General features: G+C 64.8%; 18 protein-coding genes. 9 read left to right on the top strand and 9 right to left on the bottom strand.

Features of this window, described 5'->3' with window-relative positions; genetic code table 11:
• Positions 1–23 precede the first annotated feature (23 nt).
• Genes CO675_RS13375 through CO675_RS13385 form a run of 3 tightly spaced genes read right to left on the bottom strand, consistent with a single transcriptional unit; the run spans position 24 to position 3,767 of the window.
• Positions 24–1,106: an enoyl-CoA hydratase/isomerase family protein gene (locus CO675_RS13375; RefSeq protein ID WP_097672376.1), complete on the bottom strand. Its 1,083-nt coding sequence runs from the start codon at positions 1,104–1,106 to the stop codon at positions 24–26.
• Entirely contained in the window at positions 1,103–2,248 is a 1,146-nt protein-coding gene (locus CO675_RS13380) for an isobutyryl-CoA dehydrogenase (protein ID WP_097672659.1), read from the bottom strand. Before CO675_RS13380 ends, CO675_RS13375 begins: the two co-directional genes overlap by 4 nt.
• Positions 2,249–2,270: 22 nt before the next feature.
• The gene (locus CO675_RS13385) at positions 2,271–3,767 is read right to left on the bottom strand and encodes a CoA-acylating methylmalonate-semialdehyde dehydrogenase (RefSeq protein WP_097672377.1); all 1,497 of its coding nucleotides are present in this window, start codon (positions 3,765–3,767) and stop codon (positions 2,271–2,273) included.
• Positions 3,768–3,887: 120 nt separating this feature from the next.
• Here CO675_RS13385 and CO675_RS13390 point away from each other — a divergent pair, with 120 nt between their 5' ends.
• Positions 3,888–4,805: a LysR family transcriptional regulator gene (locus CO675_RS13390; RefSeq protein WP_097672378.1), complete on the top strand. Its 918-nt coding sequence runs from the start codon at positions 3,888–3,890 to the stop codon at positions 4,803–4,805.
• 130 nt (positions 4,806–4,935) lie between these two features.
• The gene (locus CO675_RS13395; RefSeq protein WP_097672379.1) at positions 4,936–5,448 is read left to right on the top strand and encodes a ParB N-terminal domain-containing protein; all 513 of its coding nucleotides are present in this window, start codon (positions 4,936–4,938) and stop codon (positions 5,446–5,448) included.
• 153 nt (positions 5,449–5,601) lie between these two features.
• Here the strand turns inward: CO675_RS13395 and CO675_RS13400 are convergent, their stop codons facing one another.
• Positions 5,602–6,210: a TetR/AcrR family transcriptional regulator gene (locus tag CO675_RS13400; RefSeq protein ID WP_097672380.1), complete on the bottom strand. Its 609-nt coding sequence runs from the start codon at positions 6,208–6,210 to the stop codon at positions 5,602–5,604.
• A gap of 60 nt (positions 6,211–6,270) precedes the next feature.
• Positions 6,271–6,810, bottom strand: coding sequence for a PaaI family thioesterase (locus CO675_RS13405; protein ID WP_097672660.1), 540 nt, complete (start codon positions 6,808–6,810; stop codon positions 6,271–6,273).
• A 138-nt stretch (positions 6,811–6,948) separates the two neighbouring features.
• On the opposite strand from CO675_RS13405, the gene CO675_RS13410 reads away from it, so the two are divergent.
• Complete coding sequence (locus tag CO675_RS13410) at positions 6,949–7,719, top strand: enoyl-CoA hydratase (protein WP_097672381.1); 771 nt, start codon at positions 6,949–6,951, stop codon at positions 7,717–7,719.
• A 268-nt stretch (positions 7,720–7,987) separates the two neighbouring features.
• Positions 7,988–10,267 (top strand): FdhF/YdeP family oxidoreductase, encoded by a 2,280-nt coding sequence (locus CO675_RS13415; protein WP_097672382.1) that lies wholly within the window; start codon positions 7,988–7,990, stop codon positions 10,265–10,267.
• 254 nt (positions 10,268–10,521) lie between these two features.
• Here CO675_RS13415 and CO675_RS13420 read toward each other — a convergent pair whose 3' ends face one another.
• Complete coding sequence (locus tag CO675_RS13420; protein ID WP_097672383.1) at positions 10,522–11,784, bottom strand: MFS transporter; 1,263 nt, start codon at positions 11,782–11,784, stop codon at positions 10,522–10,524.
• A gap of 281 nt (positions 11,785–12,065) precedes the next feature.
• Here CO675_RS13420 and CO675_RS40960 point away from each other — a divergent pair, with 281 nt between their 5' ends.
• The 3 genes from CO675_RS40960 (at position 12,066) to CO675_RS13430 (ending at position 15,298) form a co-directional block, all read left to right on the top strand.
• Positions 12,066–12,233, top strand: coding sequence for a hypothetical protein (locus tag CO675_RS40960; protein WP_198964595.1), 168 nt, complete (start codon positions 12,066–12,068; stop codon positions 12,231–12,233).
• Between the two features lie 443 nt (positions 12,234–12,676).
• Complete coding sequence (locus tag CO675_RS13425; protein ID WP_097672384.1) at positions 12,677–13,873, top strand: acetyl-CoA C-acyltransferase; 1,197 nt, start codon at positions 12,677–12,679, stop codon at positions 13,871–13,873.
• A gap of 120 nt (positions 13,874–13,993) precedes the next feature.
• Positions 13,994–15,298, top strand: a complete 1,305-nt coding sequence (locus tag CO675_RS13430; protein WP_097672385.1) for an MFS transporter — start codon at positions 13,994–13,996, stop codon at positions 15,296–15,298.
• A 12-nt stretch (positions 15,299–15,310) separates the two neighbouring features.
• Here CO675_RS13430 and CO675_RS13435 read toward each other — a convergent pair whose 3' ends face one another.
• Positions 15,311–16,096, bottom strand: a complete 786-nt coding sequence (locus tag CO675_RS13435) for an acetoacetate decarboxylase (RefSeq protein WP_097672386.1) — start codon at positions 16,094–16,096, stop codon at positions 15,311–15,313.
• Between the two features lie 221 nt (positions 16,097–16,317).
• Here CO675_RS13435 and CO675_RS13440 point away from each other — a divergent pair, with 221 nt between their 5' ends.
• Complete coding sequence (locus tag CO675_RS13440) at positions 16,318–17,481, top strand: patatin-like phospholipase family protein (protein ID WP_097672387.1); 1,164 nt, start codon at positions 16,318–16,320, stop codon at positions 17,479–17,481.
• Positions 17,482–17,609: 128 nt separating this feature from the next.
• Here the strand turns inward: CO675_RS13440 and CO675_RS13445 are convergent, their stop codons facing one another.
• On the bottom strand, positions 17,610–19,169 hold the full coding sequence (locus tag CO675_RS13445; RefSeq protein ID WP_097672388.1) for an acyl-CoA carboxylase subunit beta: 1,560 nt from the start codon (positions 19,167–19,169) through the stop codon (positions 17,610–17,612).
• On the bottom strand, positions 19,099–20,073 hold the full coding sequence (locus tag CO675_RS13450) for an IclR family transcriptional regulator (RefSeq protein WP_097672389.1): 975 nt from the start codon (positions 20,071–20,073) through the stop codon (positions 19,099–19,101). Before CO675_RS13450 ends, CO675_RS13445 begins: the two co-directional genes overlap by 71 nt.
• A gap of 130 nt (positions 20,074–20,203) precedes the next feature.
• Here CO675_RS13450 and CO675_RS13455 point away from each other — a divergent pair, with 130 nt between their 5' ends.
• Positions 20,204–20,425, top strand: a complete 222-nt coding sequence (locus CO675_RS13455; protein ID WP_050402149.1) for an acyl-CoA carboxylase biotin carboxyl carrier protein subunit — start codon at positions 20,204–20,206, stop codon at positions 20,423–20,425.
• Positions 20,426–20,491: the final 66 nt, after the last annotated feature.

Here is a 20,491-nt window from a genome sequence, read left to right on the forward strand (position 1 = left end):
GAAGTCCTCCGCTTACGACGTTTCTATTTGCTGTCAGGAAATTTCAGTTCGTCTGCGCCGATCTCGGCGAAGTAAGGCGCCAGCATCTCCGCCGTCACGTCCTCGATATTGGGCGGCGACCATTTCGGATTGCGGTCCTTGTCGATCACGGCGGCGCGCACGCCCTCGCGGAAATCGTCGCTGGCAAACACTTCGAGCGCCGCGCGATATTCACGCACCAAGCACTCTTCCAGCGTCTCGGTCGCCCGCGCCAGCCGCAGCAGCTTCAGCGTCACCACCATGCCGCGCGGCGACTTTTCGCCGAGCGTTTTCAGCGTGGTCTGCGCCAGCTCCGATCCGTCAGACTCTAGCGCGGCGACGATGTCCTCCATCCGTCCGCGCGCAAACCAGCCGTCGATCCTGGCCTGCATCGCTGCGACGGGACCCGACGTCTCACCGGTGGCAAAGCCCCGGATCAGGTTGTCGATCGCGGCCGAGTTGGTGCCCGGCGCAACCTTGGCCAGCGCCTCCCGCAGCGCCGGAAGCTTCGCGCTCGGCACCACCGCATCGGCAAATTTGGCGTAGATCGCATCCGGACCGTTCATCGTGGTGCCGGTGAGACCGAAGTAGGTGCCAATCTCGCCGGGCGAACGCGACAGCAGATAGGTGCCGCCGACGTCGGGGAAGAAGCCGAGCCCGACTTCGGGCATCGCGAGCTTGGTCTTCTCGGTCACGACGCGGTGGCGGCCGTGCGCCGACAGGCCGACGCCGCCGCCCATCACGAGGCCGTCCATGAACGCAACGTAGGGCTTTGGATACTTCGCAATCCGCGCATTCATGATGTATTCCTGGCGCCAGAAGACCTTGCCGAGGTCTCCCTTCGCCTTCGAGCTCTCCCAGAGCCCGCGGATATCGCCACCTGCGCACAGCCCGCGCTCGCCGGCGCCTTCGAGCAGCACGACCGCGACATCGGGATCGGTCTCAAAGCGATCCAACGCGGCGTCGATGCCCTCAGACATTTCCAACGTCATGGCGTTGATCGCCTTCGGCCGGTTGAGCCGGATCACACCAAGGCTGCCTTCCCGGCGGACGATAAGATCGCCCTCTGCCGCAGCCGCATCATTCATCGCGCGCCCTCGATCAACTTGCGCGACACGATCAGCCGCATGATTTCATTGGTGCCTTCGAGGATCTGGTGCACGCGCAGATCGCGCACGATCTTCTCGACGCCGTATTCGCTGAGATAGCCGTAGCCGCCATGCAGCTGCAGCGCCTGGTTGGCGACCTCGAAGCCGACATCGGTGCCGAAGCGTTTTGCCATCGCGCACAGCATGGAGGCATCAGGATCCTTGCGGTCGAGCGCGGCCGCTGCACGCCACAGGAAGGTGCGTGCAGCCTCAAGCTCAGTCGCCATGTCGGCGATCTTGAATTGCAGCGCCTGGAATTCGTCGAGACGTTTGCCGAAGGCCTTGCGGTCCTTCATGTAGGCCAGCGCCTTGTCGAGCGCGGTCTGCGCGCCGCCGAGCGAGCACGCTGCGATGTTGAGACGGCCGCCGTCGAGGCCGGCCATCGCGATCTTGAAGCCGATGCCCTCCTCGCCGAGCCGGTTTTCGACCGGCACGCGCGCATTCTCGAACACCACGGCGCGGGTCGGCTGTGCGTTCCAGCCCATCTTGCGCTCGTTGGCGCCGAACGACACGCCCGGCGTCTTGCCGTCGATCACGATCGTCGAGACGCCGCCGGGGCCATCGCCGCCGGTGCGCACCATCGCGACCAGAAGGTCAGTGCTTCCGGCGCCGGAGATGAACTGCTTCTGTCCGTTGAGCACGTAATGATCGCCGTCGCGCACCGCGCGGGTGCGCAGCGCCGCGGCATCGGAGCCGGCGCCCGGCTCGGTCAGGCAGTAGCTCGCGATCAGCTCCATGGTGCAGAGCTTCGGCAGCCATCGGTGGCGCTGGGTGTCGTTGCCATAGGCATCGATCATCCAGGACGCCATGTTGTGGATCGAGATGAAGGCCGACGTGGTCGGACAGCCCGTCGCCAGCGCCTCGAAGATCAGCGCCGCGTCGAAGCGCGTCATCGCCGAGCCGCCAACATCGTCCTTGATGTAGATGCCGCCGATGCCGAGGCCTGCTGCCTCGCGCATCACGTCCACCGGAAAGTGCTTCTTCTCGTCCCATTCGAGCGCGTGCGGCGCGATCTTCTCCGCCGCAAACGCCCGCGCCATGTCGCGAACCGCGATCTGGTCCTCGTTGAGAGCGAACTGCATCATTGCCTCGCCCTGAACGGACTTACTTCATCGTCGGGATCGAGAACTCCGCGCCGTCCTTGACGCCGGACGGCCAACGTGAGGTCACCGTCTTGGTCTTGGTATAGAAGCGGACCGAGTCCGGACCATGCTGGTTGAGATCGCCGAAGCCGGACTTCTTCCAGCCGCCGAAGGTGTAATAAGCGATCGGCACCGGGATCGGCACGTTGACGCCGACCATGCCGACATTGACCTTGGCCGCGAAGTCGCGCGCCGCGTCGCCATCACGGGTGAAGATCGCAACGCCGTTGCCGTAGTCGTGGTCGGACGGCAGCGCCAGCGCCTCGTGATAGTCCTTGGCGCGCACCACCGAGAGCACCGGGCCAAAAATCTCTTCCTTGTAGATCCGCATGTCCTTGGTGACGTTGTCGAACAGCGAACCGCCGAGATAGAAGCCGTTCTCGTAGCCTTGCATCTTGAAGCCGCGGCCGTCGACCGCGAGCGTCGCGCCTTCCTTGACGCCGATGTCGATGTAGCTCTTCACCTTCTCGACCGCCTCGCGGGTCACCAGCGGGCCGTAGTCGGCCGACGGATCGACCGAGGTGCCGATCTTGAGCGACTCGACGCGCGGGATCAGCTTTTCCATCAGCCGGTCGGCGGTGGTCTTGCCGACGGGCACCGCAACCGACACCGCCATGCAGCGCTCGCCGGCCGAGCCGTAGCCGGCGCCGATCAGCGCATCGACCGCCTGGTCCATGTCGGCGTCGGGCATGATGATGGCGTGGTTCTTGGCGCCGCCGAAGCACTGGCAGCGCTTGCCGGTCTGTGCGGCACGCTCATAGATGTACTGCGCGATGGGGGTCGAGCCGACGAAGCCGATCGCCTTGACGTCGGGATCATCGAGGATGGCGTCGACCGCTTCCTTGTCGCCGTTGACGACGTTGAGGATGCCGGCCGGCAGGCCCGCTTCCATCATCAGCTCGGCGAGCTTCATCGGCACACCGGGATCGCGCTCGGACGGCTTGAGGATGAAGGCATTGCCGCAGGCGATCGCAGGCGCGAACTTCCACATCGGGATCATCGCCGGGAAGTTGAACGGCGTGATGCCGGCGACGACGCCGAGCGGCTGGCGCATCGAATAGATGTCGATGCCGGGGCCGGCGCCTTCGGTGTATTCGCCCTTCATCAGATGCGGGATGCCGCAGGCGAATTCGGCGACTTCGAGGCCGCGTTGGATGTCGCCCTTGGCGTCGGGGACGGTCTTGCCGTGCTCGCGCGCCAGCAGTTCGGCGAGCTTGTCGTAGTCGCGCTGCACCAGCTCGACGAACTTCATCATCACGCGAGCGCGACGCTGCGGGTTGGTCGCGGCCCACTCCGGCTGGGCCGCCCTGGCGTTCTCGACTGCGGCGCGAACTTCGGCCTTGGAGGCCAGCGCCACCTTGGCCTGGACGTCGCCGGTCATCGGCTCGAAGACGTCAGCCGTACGGCCCGAGGTGCCCTTGACCTCCTTGCCACCGATGAAATGTCCGATCGAGCGCATGAATATCCTCCCTTGAAGACGTGAATCGCCGCTCCTCGCGGCGAGATCGCTTTACAAACCCTAATGACCCTGCATTTTATAGGATTCAAGTCCGATAAATTGCACCATAGATGTGCGGAAATGCAGGATCAAGGCGGCGACACGATCGACTGGGACGACTTCCGTTTCGTGCTTGCCATCGTGCGCGGCGGGTCGGTGTCGGCTGCCGCCAAGCAGCTCGGCGTCGATCATGCCACAGTGATCCGGCGTGTCGACCGGCTGGAGGGGCACCTCTCCGCAAAACTGTTTGATCGGCGCAAGACCGGCTATCTGCTGACCGAGGCCGGCCAGCGCGTCGCCGACAGTGCCGAGGCGATGGAATCGACCATCGTCGCCAACCAGGAGGCGGTCGGCGGCTCGCGTGCGCATCTCACCGGCACGGTGCGGATCGGCGCGCCCGACGGCTTCGGCAGTCACTTTTTGGCCTCGCGGCTGGTCAAGTTCACCGAGCGGTATCCCGATCTCGATCTGCAGCTCGTCGCCACCGCGCGGCTGTTCTCGCTCTCCAAGCGCGAGGCCGACATCGCGATCAGCCTCACCATGCCGAAGGAAGGCCGCATCGTCGGCCGCAAGCTGCTCGACTACACGCTCGGGCTTTATGCCGCACCCGGCTATCTCGCGCAGGCGCCAAAGATCGCAACGCGCGCCGACCTGTCGAAGCACCGCTTCGTCGGCTATATCGAGGAGCTGCTGTTCACGCCGGAACTGGACTATCTGCCGCTGGTCTCGCCGAAGATCTCGGCCAAATTCCGCAGCGCCAACCTGATCGCACAGCTCAACGCCACCATCGCCGGCTTCGGCATCGCCGTGCTGCCGCACTTCATGGCGACCGCCCACCCCGAACTGCAGCCGGTTTTGCGCGACGAGGTACGGATCTCGCGCACCTTCTGGCTATTGATGCACGCCGACAGCAAGGACCTCGCCCGCATCCGCGCGGTGGCGGATTACATCTACGAGACGGTGGAAGCCGAGCGCGCGCTGTTTGCCGGGGCGACCTGACGAGCGCTGGCCCTCGAGCTCAGTTTGAGAAATGCCTTTTTGAGAAATGGCTTTTTCAGAAATGGCTTGGCGGTGTGGCGCTTCATCCTTATACCGCATTTTGGACGGATCCTGAGTAGGGAGTAACGCTGTGCCCGACCCGGAAAGTCTTTCAATCGATCAGATCTACGTGCCCGTTAAGAAACGGAAAACCCTCCGGCCTGAGCTCGTTCAAGAAATTGCGGCGAGTATTCTGGAAGTTGGGCAGCAAGTCCCCATTCTCGTTCGGCCTGATGAGGGCCGCCTCGTTTTGCTCGAGGGGCTACATCGGCTCGAGGCCTGCAAGGCGCTTGGCGAAACAACCGTCATCGGGGTCCGGGGTTCAGCAGAAACTGCCCACCACAAGACGCTGTTGTCCGACGGAGCTGAGACAGAGGCCGAGCGGGACAAAATGGCGCGATTGAAGAAGCTGCGCCTCGAGAGAGAAGCTGCCGAGAGATCGTCGGCCTCCGCAGGCGCGATCGTGGAAACTGAATCAGCCAAGCTTCGGTCGGCTCGCTCGGGAACGAGCACCAGACGAGGGTCGTCGGGCGATCCACCATCAAAAACCAGGACGCTGTCGGAATGGCTCACACAACAAAAGCGCGATGGTGGACGTTATTGATTACCGCCCCGGCCATCAAGGTCAGAGGGAGCATGCGCAGCGCCATCACTCCGGAAGCCTCGCAGGGCTGAGGCCTTCCAAACGGTGCCTCATGCCTTCGTTGCCGACGAAGACTGAACCGGTGAGATCCGGCGCCTCGTCGCAGGAACTCCGCTAATTCGCCCTGGCACGCGGCTTCTTCGTCACCGCCGCCCGCCCCATCACCGCCTCGCGGCCCGCGCTCAGGATCTCGTCGGACATCTCTCCATTGCCCGCGATCCGCGACATCACGATGGTGCCCAGCATGGTGGCGAGCGTGGCCATCGCCTGCTTGCGCGCGGTCTTGCGCGGCACGTCCTGAATCTGGTCGGTGATCATATCGATCATCTGGTCGAGCTTGAGCGCAAAGGCCTTGCGGGTCTTCAGGCTTTCGCGGGCGATCTCGGCGCCGAGCGCCGGCACCGCGCAGCCCTGGCCGGGATCGTCGCGATGGGTCGCGGACAGGTAGCCGTCGACGATCAAGCCAAGCCGCTTCTCGGGCGGCACCTCCGCCGTGACCTTGCGCCAGCGCTCGTTGGCGCGGTCCATGGCGTAGTTGAACGCCTCGATCACCAGCGCCTCGCGCGAGTCGAAATGCGCGTAGAAACCACCATGGGTCAGGCCGGCGTCCTTCATCAGGTCGGCGACGCCGATGCCATGGGCGCCCTTCTCGCGCAGCCGCGTCGCGGCCTTCTTCACGATCCGCGCGTGGGTCTCCTGCTTGTGTTCTTTCGAATAGCGCATGCCGCTCTCATGGAATGTTTCTAATCATACAATAACAGATTTGCGCCCGGAATGCTGCAGTTATTTCGCTTTTGGTTCCCCGCCCAGCATGGAAAATGTCGCAGTCGCGTGCACCGCAAGATTGCCCTTGCCGTCGCGGACCAAGCCCTCGCTGTAGCTGGTCTGGCGGCCGAGCTTGATCACCTTGCCCTCGGCCGAGATGGTTCCCGAGCGCGCCGAGAGCGGGCGCAGATAGGTCAGCTTGAGGTCTAATGTCACCGAGGTCTGCCCGGCCGGCAGCAGGGTCGAGATCGCGCAGCCCATCGCGGTATCGAGCAGCGCCGCGGCGGTCGCGCCGTGCAAGAGACCGATGGTGTTCTCCAGGCTCTCATGCGGCTCGAGTTCCATCACGATCCGCCCCTCCTCGACCACGGCCATGCGTAAGCCGATCAGTTTGGCCATCGGCGGCGGCGGCAAGGAGCCGTCGCGGATCGCGCGCATCGCCTCGATGCCGGACATCGGCATCGCCGCCCTGGCGACCGGCCCGGGCGCCTGCCATTCGACCACGCGCGAGCGCGTCAGTTCGGGCGAATGCAGGTTTGATGTCTCGGCCGCGGTCATGAATAGCTCCATTTATATGATGTGTATAATTCTATATATCCGCGTCCCCTGACGCAACTGCCGGCCAGTGTCTTGACAGAGACAGGCTTTGTCCGGGACATGGCCCAAGTCGTTCAATTCCTGCGCCGGGACTTTTCCATGGACATGCTCAATCCGCACTGCGGCATCGACCGCGACAGCAGAGGCGTCGTCCGCCTCACGATCTGCAACGCCGGCAAGCTGAACATCGTCAGCTCGGCCGTGACCAACGGCGTGCGCGAAGGCTTTGAACACCTCGCGGCCGATCACAGCATCCGCGCGGTGATCCTGGCCGGCGAAAGCGAGCGCAGCATGATCGGCGGCGCCGACATCAAGGAGATGGCGACGCTCGACCAGACCTCAGCGGAAGCGTTCATCAGCCGGCTGCGCGACCTTTGCGAAGCCGTGCGCAAATTCCCGGCGCCGGTCATCGCCCGCCTGCCCGGCTGGTGCCTCGGCGGCGGGCTCGAGGTCGCGGCCGCCTGTGACGTCCGGGTCGCCGCGCATGATGCGATGTTCGGCATGCCCGAAGTGCGCGTCGGCATCCCCTCGGTGATTCATGCGGCGCTGTTGCCGCGCCTGATCGGCTGGGGCCGCGCCCGCTGGTTGATGATGACCGCTGAAAACGTCGACGCGCCGACCGCGCTCGCCTGGGGCCTGGTCGACACCGTGGCAAAACCCGGCGGCCTCGATGAGGCCGTCGAGCACACCGTGAAGGCGCTGCTGGAATGCGGTCCCGAAGCGCTGCGCATCCAGAAGGATTTGTTGCGGCAATGGGAGGAGCTGCCGCTTGCCGAGTCGGTCAATCTCAGCGTCGGCGTGTTCGGAAAGTCGTTCCAGACCGGCGAGCCGCAGCGCCTGCTGCAGGGATTTCTGGATCGGAAACGGTAGATGCTTTTGTAGCCCGCATGAGCGCAGCGACATGCGGGACCGGCCGCCCAGGATATCGCTTCGCTCATCCGGACTACGAGACCAAGCTGACAGAGTGTTGACCGCAGGCGTCAGCCGATTAGTCTAACCTCCATCGCGAGACGAGTGCTTCAGATCGAGAACGTCGATCGGAACACGCACTCTCGCGGATCGCCGCGCTCGCGGCCAACAAACGATCAATTTCGGGACAGACGCACGAGGTCAGAACTCAAGAGCTGCAGGAGGACATATGGTCCAAAAGCGCGACGTTCCCGGTATCCGACCCTACAATGCTCCGGCTGGCGGCTGGGGCGCCCTCAAGGCCACCGCGACAGCGGTTCGCGACCAGATGGATCTGGTCGAGGCGCCGATCACGCTGCTGCGCACCAACAAGCCCGACGGATTCGATTGTCCGGGCTGCGCCTGGCCGGACAAGGAGCACACCTCCACCTTCCAGTTCTGCGAGAACGGCGCCAAAGCCGTGACCTGGGAAGCGACCAGCAAGCGCGTCACGCCGGACTTCTTCGCCTCCCACACCGTCACCGAATTGTTGACCTGGAGCGACTTCCATTTGGAGAACGAGGGCCGCCTGACCGACCCCCTCGCCTATGACGCCGCGTCCGACACCTACCAGCCGATCACCTGGGATAACGCCTTCGCGCGGATCGGCGAGAGCCTGCGCAGCCTGCCCGATCCTGGCATGGCCGAATTCTACACCTCCGGCCGTGCCTCGAACGAGGCCGCGTTCCTGTTCCAGATCTTCGCGCGCGAATACGGCAGCAACAATTTCCCCGACTGCTCGAACATGTGCCACGAGGCGACCAGTGTCGGGCTGCCGCAATCGATCGGCATCGGCAAGGGCACGGTGTCGCTGGACGATTTCGACCATTGCGAGCTGATCATCGCGATGGGCCACAACCCCGGCACCAACCATCCGCGCATGATGGGCACGCTGTGGGAGGTCTCGCGCCGCGGCGCGCCGATCATCGTGTTCAATCCCTTGCGCGAACGCGCGCTGGAGCGCTTTGCCGATCCGCAGGACCCGATCGAGATGGCAACCCTTGGCTCGACGCGGATCGCCTCGACCTATTACCAGCCCAAGGTCGGCGCCGATGCCGCAGTGCTGAAGGGCGTCATGAAAGCGCTGATCGAGAAGGATGACGCCACACACGACGTGCTCGACCACGCCTTCATCGCCGAGCACACCAACGGCTTTGCCGCGTTCGCCGCCGACCTGCGCGCCACGTCGTGGGAGGCGATCGAGACCGTTTCCGGTTTCAGTCGCGCCCAGCTCGGCGAGGTCGCCGCCGCCTATGCCAAATCCAATGCCACCATCGTCACCTACGGCATGGGCATCACCCAGCACAGCCGCGGCACCGACAATGTCCAGCAGATTGCAAACCTGCTGCTGCTGAAGGGCAATTACGGCAAGCCGGGAGCCGGCATCTGCCCGCTGCGCGGCCACTCCAACGTGCAGGGCAACCGCACCGTCGGCATCACCGAGAAGCCCAACATCCCGATGTTCGAGGGCATCGAGCGCACCTTCGGCTTCAAGCCGCCGCGCCATCACGGCCATGACGCGGTCGCCGCGATGGAGGCGATCGACGACGGAAGGTCGAAGGTCCTGATTTGCCTCGGCGGCAATTTCGCCATCGCGCTGCCCGATCCCGAGCGTTGCGCGGCCGGCATGCGCAAGCTCGAGCTTGCGGTGCATCTCGGCACCAAGCTGAACCGCTCGCATCTTCTGGTCGGCAAGCAGTCGATCATCCTGCCGGTGCTGGGGCGCACCGAGCGCGACGTCCAGGCCTCGGGGCCGCAGGTCGTCACCGTCGAGGATTCGATGTCGATGGTGCACGCCTCGCGCGGCAAGCTGACCCCGGCCTCCGAGAACCTGCTTTCGGAATCGGCTGTTATTGCCGGCATGGCGATGGCGACCTTGCCGGCGAGCAAGGTGCCGTGGGCCGAGTTGATCGCCGATTACGACCGCATCCGCGACGCCATCGAGGGCGTCTTCCCCGACTTCAGGGATTACAACGCGCGGATCCGGATTCCCGGCGGCTTCCGCCTGCCGCTGCCGCCGACCGAGCGCAAATGGACCACGCCGTCAGGCAAGGCCGAATTCCTGATCTTCGACGGTCTGGAAGAGGATCCGGTCCTGACGGACAACACCGTCCTCAAGCTCGCGACGATCCGCAGCCATGATCAGTACAACACCACGATCTACGGGCTGAACGACCGCTATCGCGGTGTGTTCGGACGGCGCGACGTGCTGTTCGCCAACGAGGCGGACCTCACCGCGCGCGGCCTCGCCCATGGCGATCTCGTCGAGATCGAGACCGCGCTGCCCTCGGGCGCGCCGCGCCGCCTCACCCTGACCGCGATCGTCTACGACATCGCGCGCGGTTCGGTCGCCGCCTATTATCCCGAAGCCAACGGCCTCGTGCCGCTGGACCACCAGGACAAGGAAAGCGGCACGCCGTCGTACAAGTCGGTGCCGGTGCACATCCGGCGGGCAGGTCAGACTGCGTGACCAACTTCGTAGCACGCTGTTTGGGAATGGCCGGCACGCGGAAGGAACGTCACGCAGAATGCGAGTAGTGTCAGAACAAAGCTGACCCAGATGACGTACTTGACGATGTCCTTACCCGTGATCATCGCTTCACTTCCTGTGCTACTTGGTAGCTCGTAGCCCGGATGGAGCGAAGCGAAATCCGGGCCGTACCGTCTGCGGATAGGATTCCAGGATTGCTCTTCCCTCCATCCGGGCTACGCCGGCGCATCCCCTCACCTCGCATTCGCCGGCGCATGCACCGGCCACAGATCGGCCCGCCAGTGCAGCGCGATCGCCGCCATCGCGATGAAGCCCGCCGCGGCGAGCAGCGTGCCGGTTGCGGTGTAGCCGATCAGGTCGATCAGGCTGCCGGCCGCGAGCAGGCCGAGCGGCAGGCCGTAGATCACCATCATGCGCACGCCCATCACGCGGCCGCGCAGATGAGCGCTGGCGTTGCGCATCAGCATCACGGCGGCCGAGATCATCGACATGCTCTGCGCGATGCCGGCCAGCACCAGGCAGGCCATCGCGACCGGCATGGTCCTGAGCTCGACGAACACCATGAGCATCGCGTACCAGGCGAGCGTCGCGCCGATCAAAAGCCGCGCGATGCGCACGCCGCCGGCCATGCTGAGCGTGATCGAGCCGATCAGCGAGCCGAATGCAAAACTCGCGGAGAGATAGCCGAGGCCAGTCTGGTCGGTATGGAAGATCTCGCGCGCGACGAAAGGCAGCAGGCCGTTGGTGAGCGGAAACGCCGTGAGATTGGCGAGGAACGCGACGCAGAGCGCGGCGCGCATGCCCGGACCGCTCCAGGCATAGACGATGCCCTCCTTGAGATCGCGCAGCAGCTTCGAGCCCGGCGCGTCGCCGGCCGCCGCGTCGGCCACGCCGTGCGCCTTGGCTGGACGGCCCATGCAAAGCATCAGGATCGCGGCGACGAAATAGAAGCTGGCGATCCCGACATAGACATAGCCGATGCCGAGCGCCGCGAACAATCCGGCCCCGGTCAGCGCCCCGGCGATGCGCGCCGAGTCCTGCGTCGTGCGCGCCAGGCTGATCGCGCCGACCAGCTGCGCCGGCGGCATGATGTCGGCCAGCAGCGCGCCGCGCACGCCGAGATCCGACGGACGGATCACGCCCATCAGCGCGACGATGACCATGACCTTCAGCGGCGCCAGATGGCCGGTCAGCGCCAGGATCATGATGGTGCCGGCGAGCGCGGTATAGGCAAAGCGCATCACGGCGAGCAGATCGCGATGCCCCATCCGGTCGCCGATCATGCCGACGACGGGCGCGACCAGCGTGCCGACATATTGCAGCGACGCGAGCACGGTCAGCAGCAGCACGGAGCCGGTCTCGACCATGATGTACCAGCCGAGGACCAGCGTCTCGACCTCGAACGCCCAGGAGGTGAGCAGATCGGACGGCCATTGAAAGCGATAGCTGCGGATGCGAAATGGCGCCAGCGCGGAAGTCCGCGCGGTCCCGCTCAAGACGCGATGACGCGTGTCACGGCGTGTCCTGCCCTTTTCTTGGTTCTTCTGGGTCTTGAATCCGGATTTAGATCCCGGCCGTTGATTCTCTTGGGAAAACGTCCTGTTCCGGAAGCGTAGCGCCGAGCCTGCCGGTGTCAATCGAAGCCACCGCATGCGGCCATGCGCGACGGCATCGACGCCAACGTGCTGCACAGCCCTGCGCCGCGACCGCCGGACGCCCCCTCCGCCCCGCGAGATGATTGTGCTAGCATGCCTGATCCGAAACCGCGGAGGACGCCATGACAGCCTTCGAAGTTTTCGCGATCTACGTGACGCCCTTTGTGATCATCGGGATCGCAATCAAGCTGCTGATGAAGCGCTACGCCGTCGACCTGCCCGATGTGCAGAAGCAAGCGGGCGCCGCACCGAAGCGACGGTTTTTGCTCGGGGCCTGGCGGTCGGACTAGTCAACGTCCTGGGCAAGCCCGGACGCGCCGTCTCCGCGGAGAAATTCTCAAAGCTCGGCGATTCATGTGCGAGAACGCGGGTGTATGATTCAACGGCAGTGCAACACATTCGCTGTCGTCCCGGCGAAGGCCGGGACCCATAACCCCAAATGCAGCTTGTTGCCCGACGCTGGTAAGACGAGTCCCGTTCACAATATCCGCGGCGATGTATGGGTCCCGGCCTTCGCCGGGACGACGGTGGGGAGAGAGCCGCACGCAACAATCGCGTTAGGGTAATGGGTCCTGGCTTTCGCCAGGAGGACAATCGTGATTGCAGGACGATCCCGCGCTCTCATTCATGCGAACACGACATTTTGTCATGGGAGGCGGAGTTGCATTTTTTGCAACGCATCATATGATGAGAATAATTCAATCAAATCCCCGGCATTGAAGGGAATCCTGCCATGGCAACCAGCACCGATCCCGTCGTCATCCTCTCCGCCGCCCGCACCCCGCTCGGCCGCTTCATGGGCGAGCTCACGCCGCTCGCGGCCCACAAGCTCGGCGCGCATGTGATCGGTGCGGCGCTGGAGCGCGCCAGGCTTGCGCCTGAGCGCATCGACGAGGTGTTCATGGGCAACGTGCTGCCCGCCGGCCAGGGCCAGGCCCCAGCCCGCCAGGCCGCGCGCGGCGCAGGGCTGCCGGATGCCACCGGCGCCACCACCGTCAACAAGGTCTGCGGTTCCGGCATGAAGGCGACCATGCTGGCCCACGACATCATCAAGGCCGGTTCGGCCGAGATCGTGCTGTCCGGCGGCATGGAGAGCATGAGCAACGCGCCGTATCTCTTGCAAAAGGCGCGCGGCGGCTATCGCGCCGGCCATGACCGCATCATCGACCACATGATGATGGACGGGCTCGAGGACGCCTATGAGACCGGCCGCTCGATGGGCGATTTCGGCGAGGCCACCGCGGAAGCCTATCAGTTCACCCGCGCCGACCAGGACGCTTTCGCGATGGAAACGCTGAGCCGCGCCCGCAAGGCGGTCGAGGGTGGCGCCTTCAAGGCCGAGATCGCGCCGATCACGCTCACCGAGAAGGCCGGCCCGCGCATCATCGCCAATGACGAGCACCCGCTGAAGGTCGACCCCTCGAAGATCCCCGGCCTGAAGCCGGCGTTCCGCGCGGGCGGCACCATCACACCGGCCGCCTCCTCGGCCAATGCCGACGGCGCCGCGGCGCTGATCCTGGCGCGGCGCTCGCTCGCCGACCGCGACGGGTTGCCTGTTCTGGCCGAGATCAAGGGCCACGCCACCCACAGCCAGGAGCCGCAATGGTTCACCACCGCGCCGATCCCGGCGATCAAGAAACTGCTCGACAAGGTCGGCTGGAGCGTCGGCGATGTCGACCTGTTCGAGATCAACGAGGCGTTCGCGGTGGTCGCAATGGCGGCGCAGCGCGATCTCGGAATTCCGCGTGACCGGCTGAACATCAACGGCGGCGCCTGCGCGCTCGGCCATCCGATCGGCGCCACCGGCGCGCGGCTGATCGTGACCTTGCTGCACGCGCTGGAGGCGCAGAACCTGAAGCGCGGCGTCGCCGCCCTGTGCATCGGCGGCGGCGAAGCCACCGCGATCGCGGTCGAGCGGGTCACGCACTAGTTCAAAACGGCCTCACCGCCGAGTCCTAAAACGAGGGAACTTTGGCATTTTAGCCATAGCTCCCTCGTGGCATATTGTGCATCACGAATAGAACCCTCATCGCATTTCATCCGGGGCCCAATGATCTCGAACTGGCTTGCTTCCGCACTCGCCCGCCGCAACATCCATTACGGCTGGGTGATGGTGGCCGTGACCTTCCTTGCCGCGCTGATCTCGGCCGGCACCGTCGGCGCGCCCGGCGTCTTCATCGTACCGCTGCAGAAGGAATTCGGCTGGTCCACCGCCGAGATCTCCTCGGCGCTGTCGATCCGCTTCATCCTGTTCGGGCTGATGGCGCCGTTCGCCGCGGCGCTGATGAATCGCTACGGCCTGCGCAACGTGACGCTGGCGGCGCAACTGATCGTGGTGTCGGGACTGTTGGCCTCGCTCGCCATGACGCAAGTCTGGCAGCTCATCCTGCTGTGGGGCGTGGTGATCGGGATCGGCACCGGCATGACCGCGCTGGTGCTCGGCGCGACCATCGCGACGCGCTGGTTCGTGGCGCGACGCGGCCTCGTGATCGGCATGCTCACTGCGAGCGTCGCGACCGGACAGCTCGCCTTCCTGCCGCTGCTCGCGACCATCACCGATCGCTATGGCTGGCGCATCGCGCTTGGCCTCGTCTGCGTCATGCTCGGCATCGCCGCCTTTGCCGTGCTGATGGTGATGCGCGACCGGCCGAGCGACGTCGGCCTGCGCCCGTTCGGCGACGAGGGCACCGCGCCGCTCCCCGCGCCACCGCCGGCCAATGCGCCGATCATGGCGGCCGCGCTCGGCACGCTGCGCGACTCCTCGAAATCGTCGGTGTTCTGGATCCTGTTTGCAACGTTCTTCGTGTGCGGCGCCTCGACCAACGGGCTTGTCCAGGTGCACCTGATCCCGATGTGCCTCGACTACGGCATCCCGCAGGTCCAGGCCGCGAGCCTGCTCGCGGCGATGGGTATCTTCGATTTCTTCGGCACCATCATCTCGGGCTGGCTGTCGGACCGCTTCGACAATCGCCGGCTGCTGTTCTGGTATTACGGGCTGCGCGGCCTGTCGCTGCTGTACCTGCCGTATTCCGACTTCACGTTCTACGGCCTGTCGCTGTTTGCGATGTTCTACGGCCTCGACTGGATCGCGACCGTGCCGCCGACGGTGCGCCTCACCGCGCAGCGCTTCGGCGCCGAGCGCGCCAATCTGGTGTTCGGCTGGATCTTCGCCGGCCACCAGCTCGGCGCCGGTGCCGCCGCGTTCGGCGCCGGACTGTCGCGCACGCTCTATGCGAGCTATCTGCCAGCATTCTTCATCGCCGGCGCGCTCTGCGTGATCGCCGCAGTGAGTGTGCTGGCGATCTCGCGGCCGCAGCCCAAGGTCGTGCCGGAGGCGAAACCGGTCGCGGCCTGATCTCGCTGCGTGCTACTCCGCGGCGAGACCGGTCGGTGCCGCCGCGTCTGCGACTTCCTTGTTGTAGTCATGCACGACGCGGCCGAACGGCAGCGTCAGGTCGGCGATATAGTGATGTGCGCCGACGACGCGCTTGACCGGGAAGTCCGCGACCGGTGCGTTGACGTGCGGCACGAGATGCAGGCGGCCCGGCCCGATCCACGATCCCTTGACGACGATGTCGGTCAGGTTGATCGCAACCAGCTGGCAGATCTCGAGATGACCGTCGACGCCAGGGATCATCTTCAGATTGACCTGCGTCTTGGACAGCGTGGCGCGGGTGATGTCGCCATTGCCCGCCATGCTCTCGTGCTTGTAGCCCATCGTGCCCATCGCGACGAGCTGGCCGGCATATTCCAGCGTGCCGGTCAGCGTGTCCTTGACGATCTCGAGCTTGGGATGGGCGTACTTCTTCGGGAAGCCCCAGATCTCGCGGCCGGCCGCGATCGGCGGATCATCATCGAGATACATCTGGCAGACGAAGTTGACCTCTTCGCCGTGCAGGCGCGCAGGGATCACGAGGCCGGACTCCGTATAACTGCCGAAGCCGGAGCTGTCGGGCATCTTGATCCATTCGTAATGCACGATCGCCTGCTCGATCGGCTCCAGCGGCTCAGGCAGGCCGGCGCGGATCAATTCCGGATCGGTCTCATAGGTGATGACGAGGAATTCGCGATCGATGAAGCGATACGGTCCGGCGGGATAGCTCGGACCAGCAGCCGGCATGGACGGAAGCTTGAGCAGATCTTCCCTGCGCATCGCAATAACCCCCTGTTCGAAAATATTGCGTGGAGGCTAGTGGCCGAGATTGACAGCGATGTGAGGGATTTCCGTCACCGGCATGACCCGCGCCTTGTGCTGGAGGTCAATGCTAACCATGCAGGCAGGCATGGCGGATGCGCCGTGCACCGGCGTGGCATTTGTCATCACCTCGTCATCGGCACCCTGAATTCTCGCCGCAATATTTTGGAGTGTCTGATATGGACGCGCGGTCCCCTCATGTCGACGATATCGATCACGCGACGCCCGGCTGGCGTCCCGAAGGATGCGATCGCGTGGCGCTGGTGCTGCAGGGCGGCGGCGCGCTCGGCGCCTATCAGGCCGGCGTCTATCAGGCGCTGCATGAATCCAACATCGAGCCCGACTGGGTCTGCGGCGTCTCGATCGGCGCGATCAACTCGGCGATCATTGCCGGCAATCCGCCCGAGAGGCGGCTGGAGCGGCTGCACACATTCTGGGATCGCATCACCTCTCGCAAGATCTGGCACTACACGCCGGACGGCGACATCTTCCGCAAGGCGCGCAATTTCACCAGCTCATGGCTGACGACGACGCTCGGACAGCCCGGCTTCTTCACACCGCATCAGTCCAATCCGTGGCTCAGCCCGGCCGGCGCGCGCGCCGCCACGAGCTATTACGACACCACGCCCTTACGTGAATCGTTGCTCGAGCTGGTCGATTTCGACCGCATCAATTCCAAGAAGATGCGCTTTGCGGTCGGCGCAGTGAACGTGCTGTCCGGTAACTTCATCTATTTCGACAATGCGCATGACGAGATCATCCCCGAGCACATCATGGCGAGCGGTGCGTTGCCGCCGGCGCTGCCGATGGTGAAGGTCGGGACCGATCATTTCTGGGACGGCGGCATCGTCTCCAACACGCCGCTGCAGCATCTGCTCGACCAGGAGGACAACGCCAACTCGCTTGTGTTCCAGGTCGACCTGTTCTCGGCGCGCGGTACGCTGCCGCGCGACATCCAGGACGTGATGGCCCGCCACAAGGACATCATGTATTCGTCGCGCACCCGCTACAACACCGACGTCTACCGCAAGACCTACAATCTGCGCACCGCCCTGCACAACGCGCTGGGAAAAATCCCCGACGCCCAGCTCTCGGAAGACGAGCGCCAGCTCAAGAAGGCGAACAGCCGGCTACCCGGGATCACGCTGCTGCAATTGATCTATCAGCAGAAGGCCTATGAGGGCGACGCCAAGGACCACGAATTCTCCGGCACATCGATGCGCGAGCACTGGGCGAGCGGACACGAGGACACCAAGCGTTCGCTGAAGCGGCGCGACTGGATCAAGATGCCCGAGAACGGCATGGGCATCGTGATCCACGATGTGCATCGGGAGGCGGAATAGACGAAGTCATCATTGCCGGGCTTGACCCGGCAATCCATCCGCTTCGAACGAGTCCCTCGTCCGCAGTTGGGGACGACGGATGCGCGGGTCAAACCCGCGCATGACACGGTGGGTTCGCGGCGGCGGCCTTACGGCCGCGTCGACATGTTGCTCGGCGGCCCGGCCTTGCGGATCGGCTCGGCCAGACGCGCGAACTCGCAGAGCAGCGAGCGCGTCTTGCGCGGATCGATCACCTCCTCGACCCAGAACTTCTCGGCCGAGCGGAACGGCGAACGCAGCTTGTTGAGACGATCCTCGATCTCGCGGAGCTTGGCGGCGGGATCGGCGGCGGCGTCGATCTCGGCGCGATAGGCCGCCTCGATGCCGCCCTCGAGCGGCAGCGAGCCCCAATAGGCCGACGGCCAGGCGTAGCGCATCGAGAACCGGTTAGCCGGCTGATGTACCACGCCGGCGACGCCGAAGGCGTTGCGGATGATGATGGTGCACCAGGGCACGGTGCTTTGGTTGACCGCCGCCATCGCCCGCACGCCGTGACGGATGGTCGCCGACTTCTCCGCCTCGAGCCCGATCATGAAGCCCGGGCAGTCCATCAGATAGACCACCGGCAGATGGAAGGTCTCGGCAAAGTCGACCCAGCGGATCACCTTCTGGCAGGCGTCCGCGGTCCATGAGCCGCCATAGTGGAAGGGATCGCTGGCGAGCAGCAGTACCGCCCTGCCCTCGATCCGCGCCAGACCGGTGATCACGGGCCGGCCGAAATTGGCGGCGACTTCGAAGAACGAGCCCTTGTCGACGACCGCATCGATGATCGGCCGCATCTTGTAGACCTGCTTGCGATTGCGCGGCACTGCCTTCAGCAGCGATTCCTCGGCACGCTCCGGATCGTCGGTGCAGGGAATGGTCGGCGGCAGATCGTAGACCGATGCCGGCAGGTAGGACAGGAAGCGCCGCGCGTAGTCGAACGCCTCCTCCTCCGTCTCGACGGCCTGGTCGATCGCGCCGGCGCGGGTCTGGATGTCGGCGCCACCGAGCTCCTGCTTGGTCAGGTCCTGCCCCAAGCGCTTCACCACCGGCGGGCCGGCGACGAACATCGCGGAGCTCTTGGTCATGACCGAGTAATGCGTGGCCGCCAGCCGCGCGGCACCTAAGCCCGCGACCGAGCCGAGCCCAAGACCGACCACCGGTACGCGTGCCAGGTTGGCGGTCGTGTACCAGTACCAGCGCGTGCCGCCGACTCCGCCGGGTAGATTGGCCGCGCCCCTGGTCTCGATGGTCTTCACCGAGCCGCCGCCGCCGGAGCCCTCGATCACCCGGACGATCGGCAGGCGGAAGTCGTGCGCCATCTCCTCCGCCATCAACGGCTTGGCGGAAATCGATGCATCGGCCGAGCCGCCGCGCACGGTGAAATCGTCGCCGACCACGACCACGGTGCGGCCGTCGATCCTGGCGCGGCCGAACACGCAGTTCGCCGGCGTCAGGTGCTTGAGCTCATTGCTCTCGTCGTATTCGGCGATGCCGGAGATGGCACCGACCTCGTGGAAGCTGTTTTGGTCGACGAGCTTGTCGATGCGCTCACGAACCGTGAGCCGGCCCTGGTCGCGTTGCCGCTTGACCTTGTCAACGCCTCCCATCTCCCGCGCGAACGCTTCGCGCCGGGCGAGGTCGTCGAGTTCCGGCTTCCAGTTCATTCATTGCCTCCGTCTTGATGATTTTGTTGTTGTTATGGGTGGCCACCGGGAGCGACTTGCGTTCGATCCGATTGCTGAAGATGTCGCCGTCGGCGCCTTCGAGCAGGCTGCCGACCGCGGCCGCGAGGTCGACCATCAGCGGCGCGACCTCGCGATGCAGCCGCTGCTCGTCATACATCGCCGAGAGCAGGCCGATCGTGGTGACCACATAGGTCTGGTATTGCGGTGACCACAGCGGCACCGCGACGCCGTTGATGTGCGGGCTCCACAGACCGCAGGCGACGACATAGCCGTGCTCCTGCAGATGACGGCGGTTGGCTGCGATGCGCGGCGTCAGCATCTTGGCGCTTTCCGGCAGTTCGCCTTCCATCTCCGATATCAGCGCATCGCCGATCGCGGGATCGAGCGCGGCCGTATAGGCGTGGCCCGCGGCGGTGGTCGCCATCGAGATGCGGCTGCCGGTGGCCTCATGCAGGCCGAGCGCGTTCGCCGCGCGAGCGAACTCCAGATAGACCAGCTGAAAACGGTCGGGGATGACGAAGCCCACGGTGCCGGGCAACTGATCCGCGACATCCTGCAAACGCAGCCGGATCAAGTTGCGCAGCTGCAGCCCCTTCATCATCGAGGTGCTCATCGCGACCGCGCTCGGGCCGATGCGATACTTCTGATCGCGCGGCAGATAGACCAGCTGTCCCATCCGCGTCAGCGTGTGCGTCAGGCGCGACACCGTCGAACGCGGCAAGCCGCAGCGGTTCGAGATTTCGAGATTGCCGAGCCGGGCTTCGTGCCCCTCGAAGCACCGCAACACATCAAACGCGCGCGACACCACCTGGATGACATCGCCATCGCCAGTCTCGCTGGCGAGCATTCCCTGCCGGCTAAGCCGTTCCGAGCGCCGTCCCATTTGTTTTGGCTCCATTCCGTCTTGCGGAATAAAATTCCACTTGCAGATGAAGCTACCTCAGGCAATCTGCCGCCACAACAAAAAGCCGTTCGCCGGATGAAATTTCCGCAAGACGGTATCGGAGAGTGGAATGCCAGAGATCAAGGTTGTGACCGAAGTTGCCGGGCGCGTTTGCGCGCTTCCCGTTGAAGCCGGCAGCAGCATCGGCGACGGCGACGAGATCGCGTTCGTCGAAGCGATGAAGATGGAGATCCCGGTCACATCGACAGCGGCAGGCAAAATCAAGTCGATTTTGGTCAGGATTGACGACGTCATCGCCGAAGGCCAGGCCGTCGCGATCGTCGAGACCTGACGGCGACTGCTCAAGTCCCACCCGCGACAATCTGTCTGGTGATGCGCGGGCATAAATCACCGGCTC

Source organism: Bradyrhizobium sp. C9, from assembly GCF_002532045.1.
Taxonomy (GTDB): domain Bacteria; phylum Pseudomonadota; class Alphaproteobacteria; order Rhizobiales; family Xanthobacteraceae; genus Bradyrhizobium.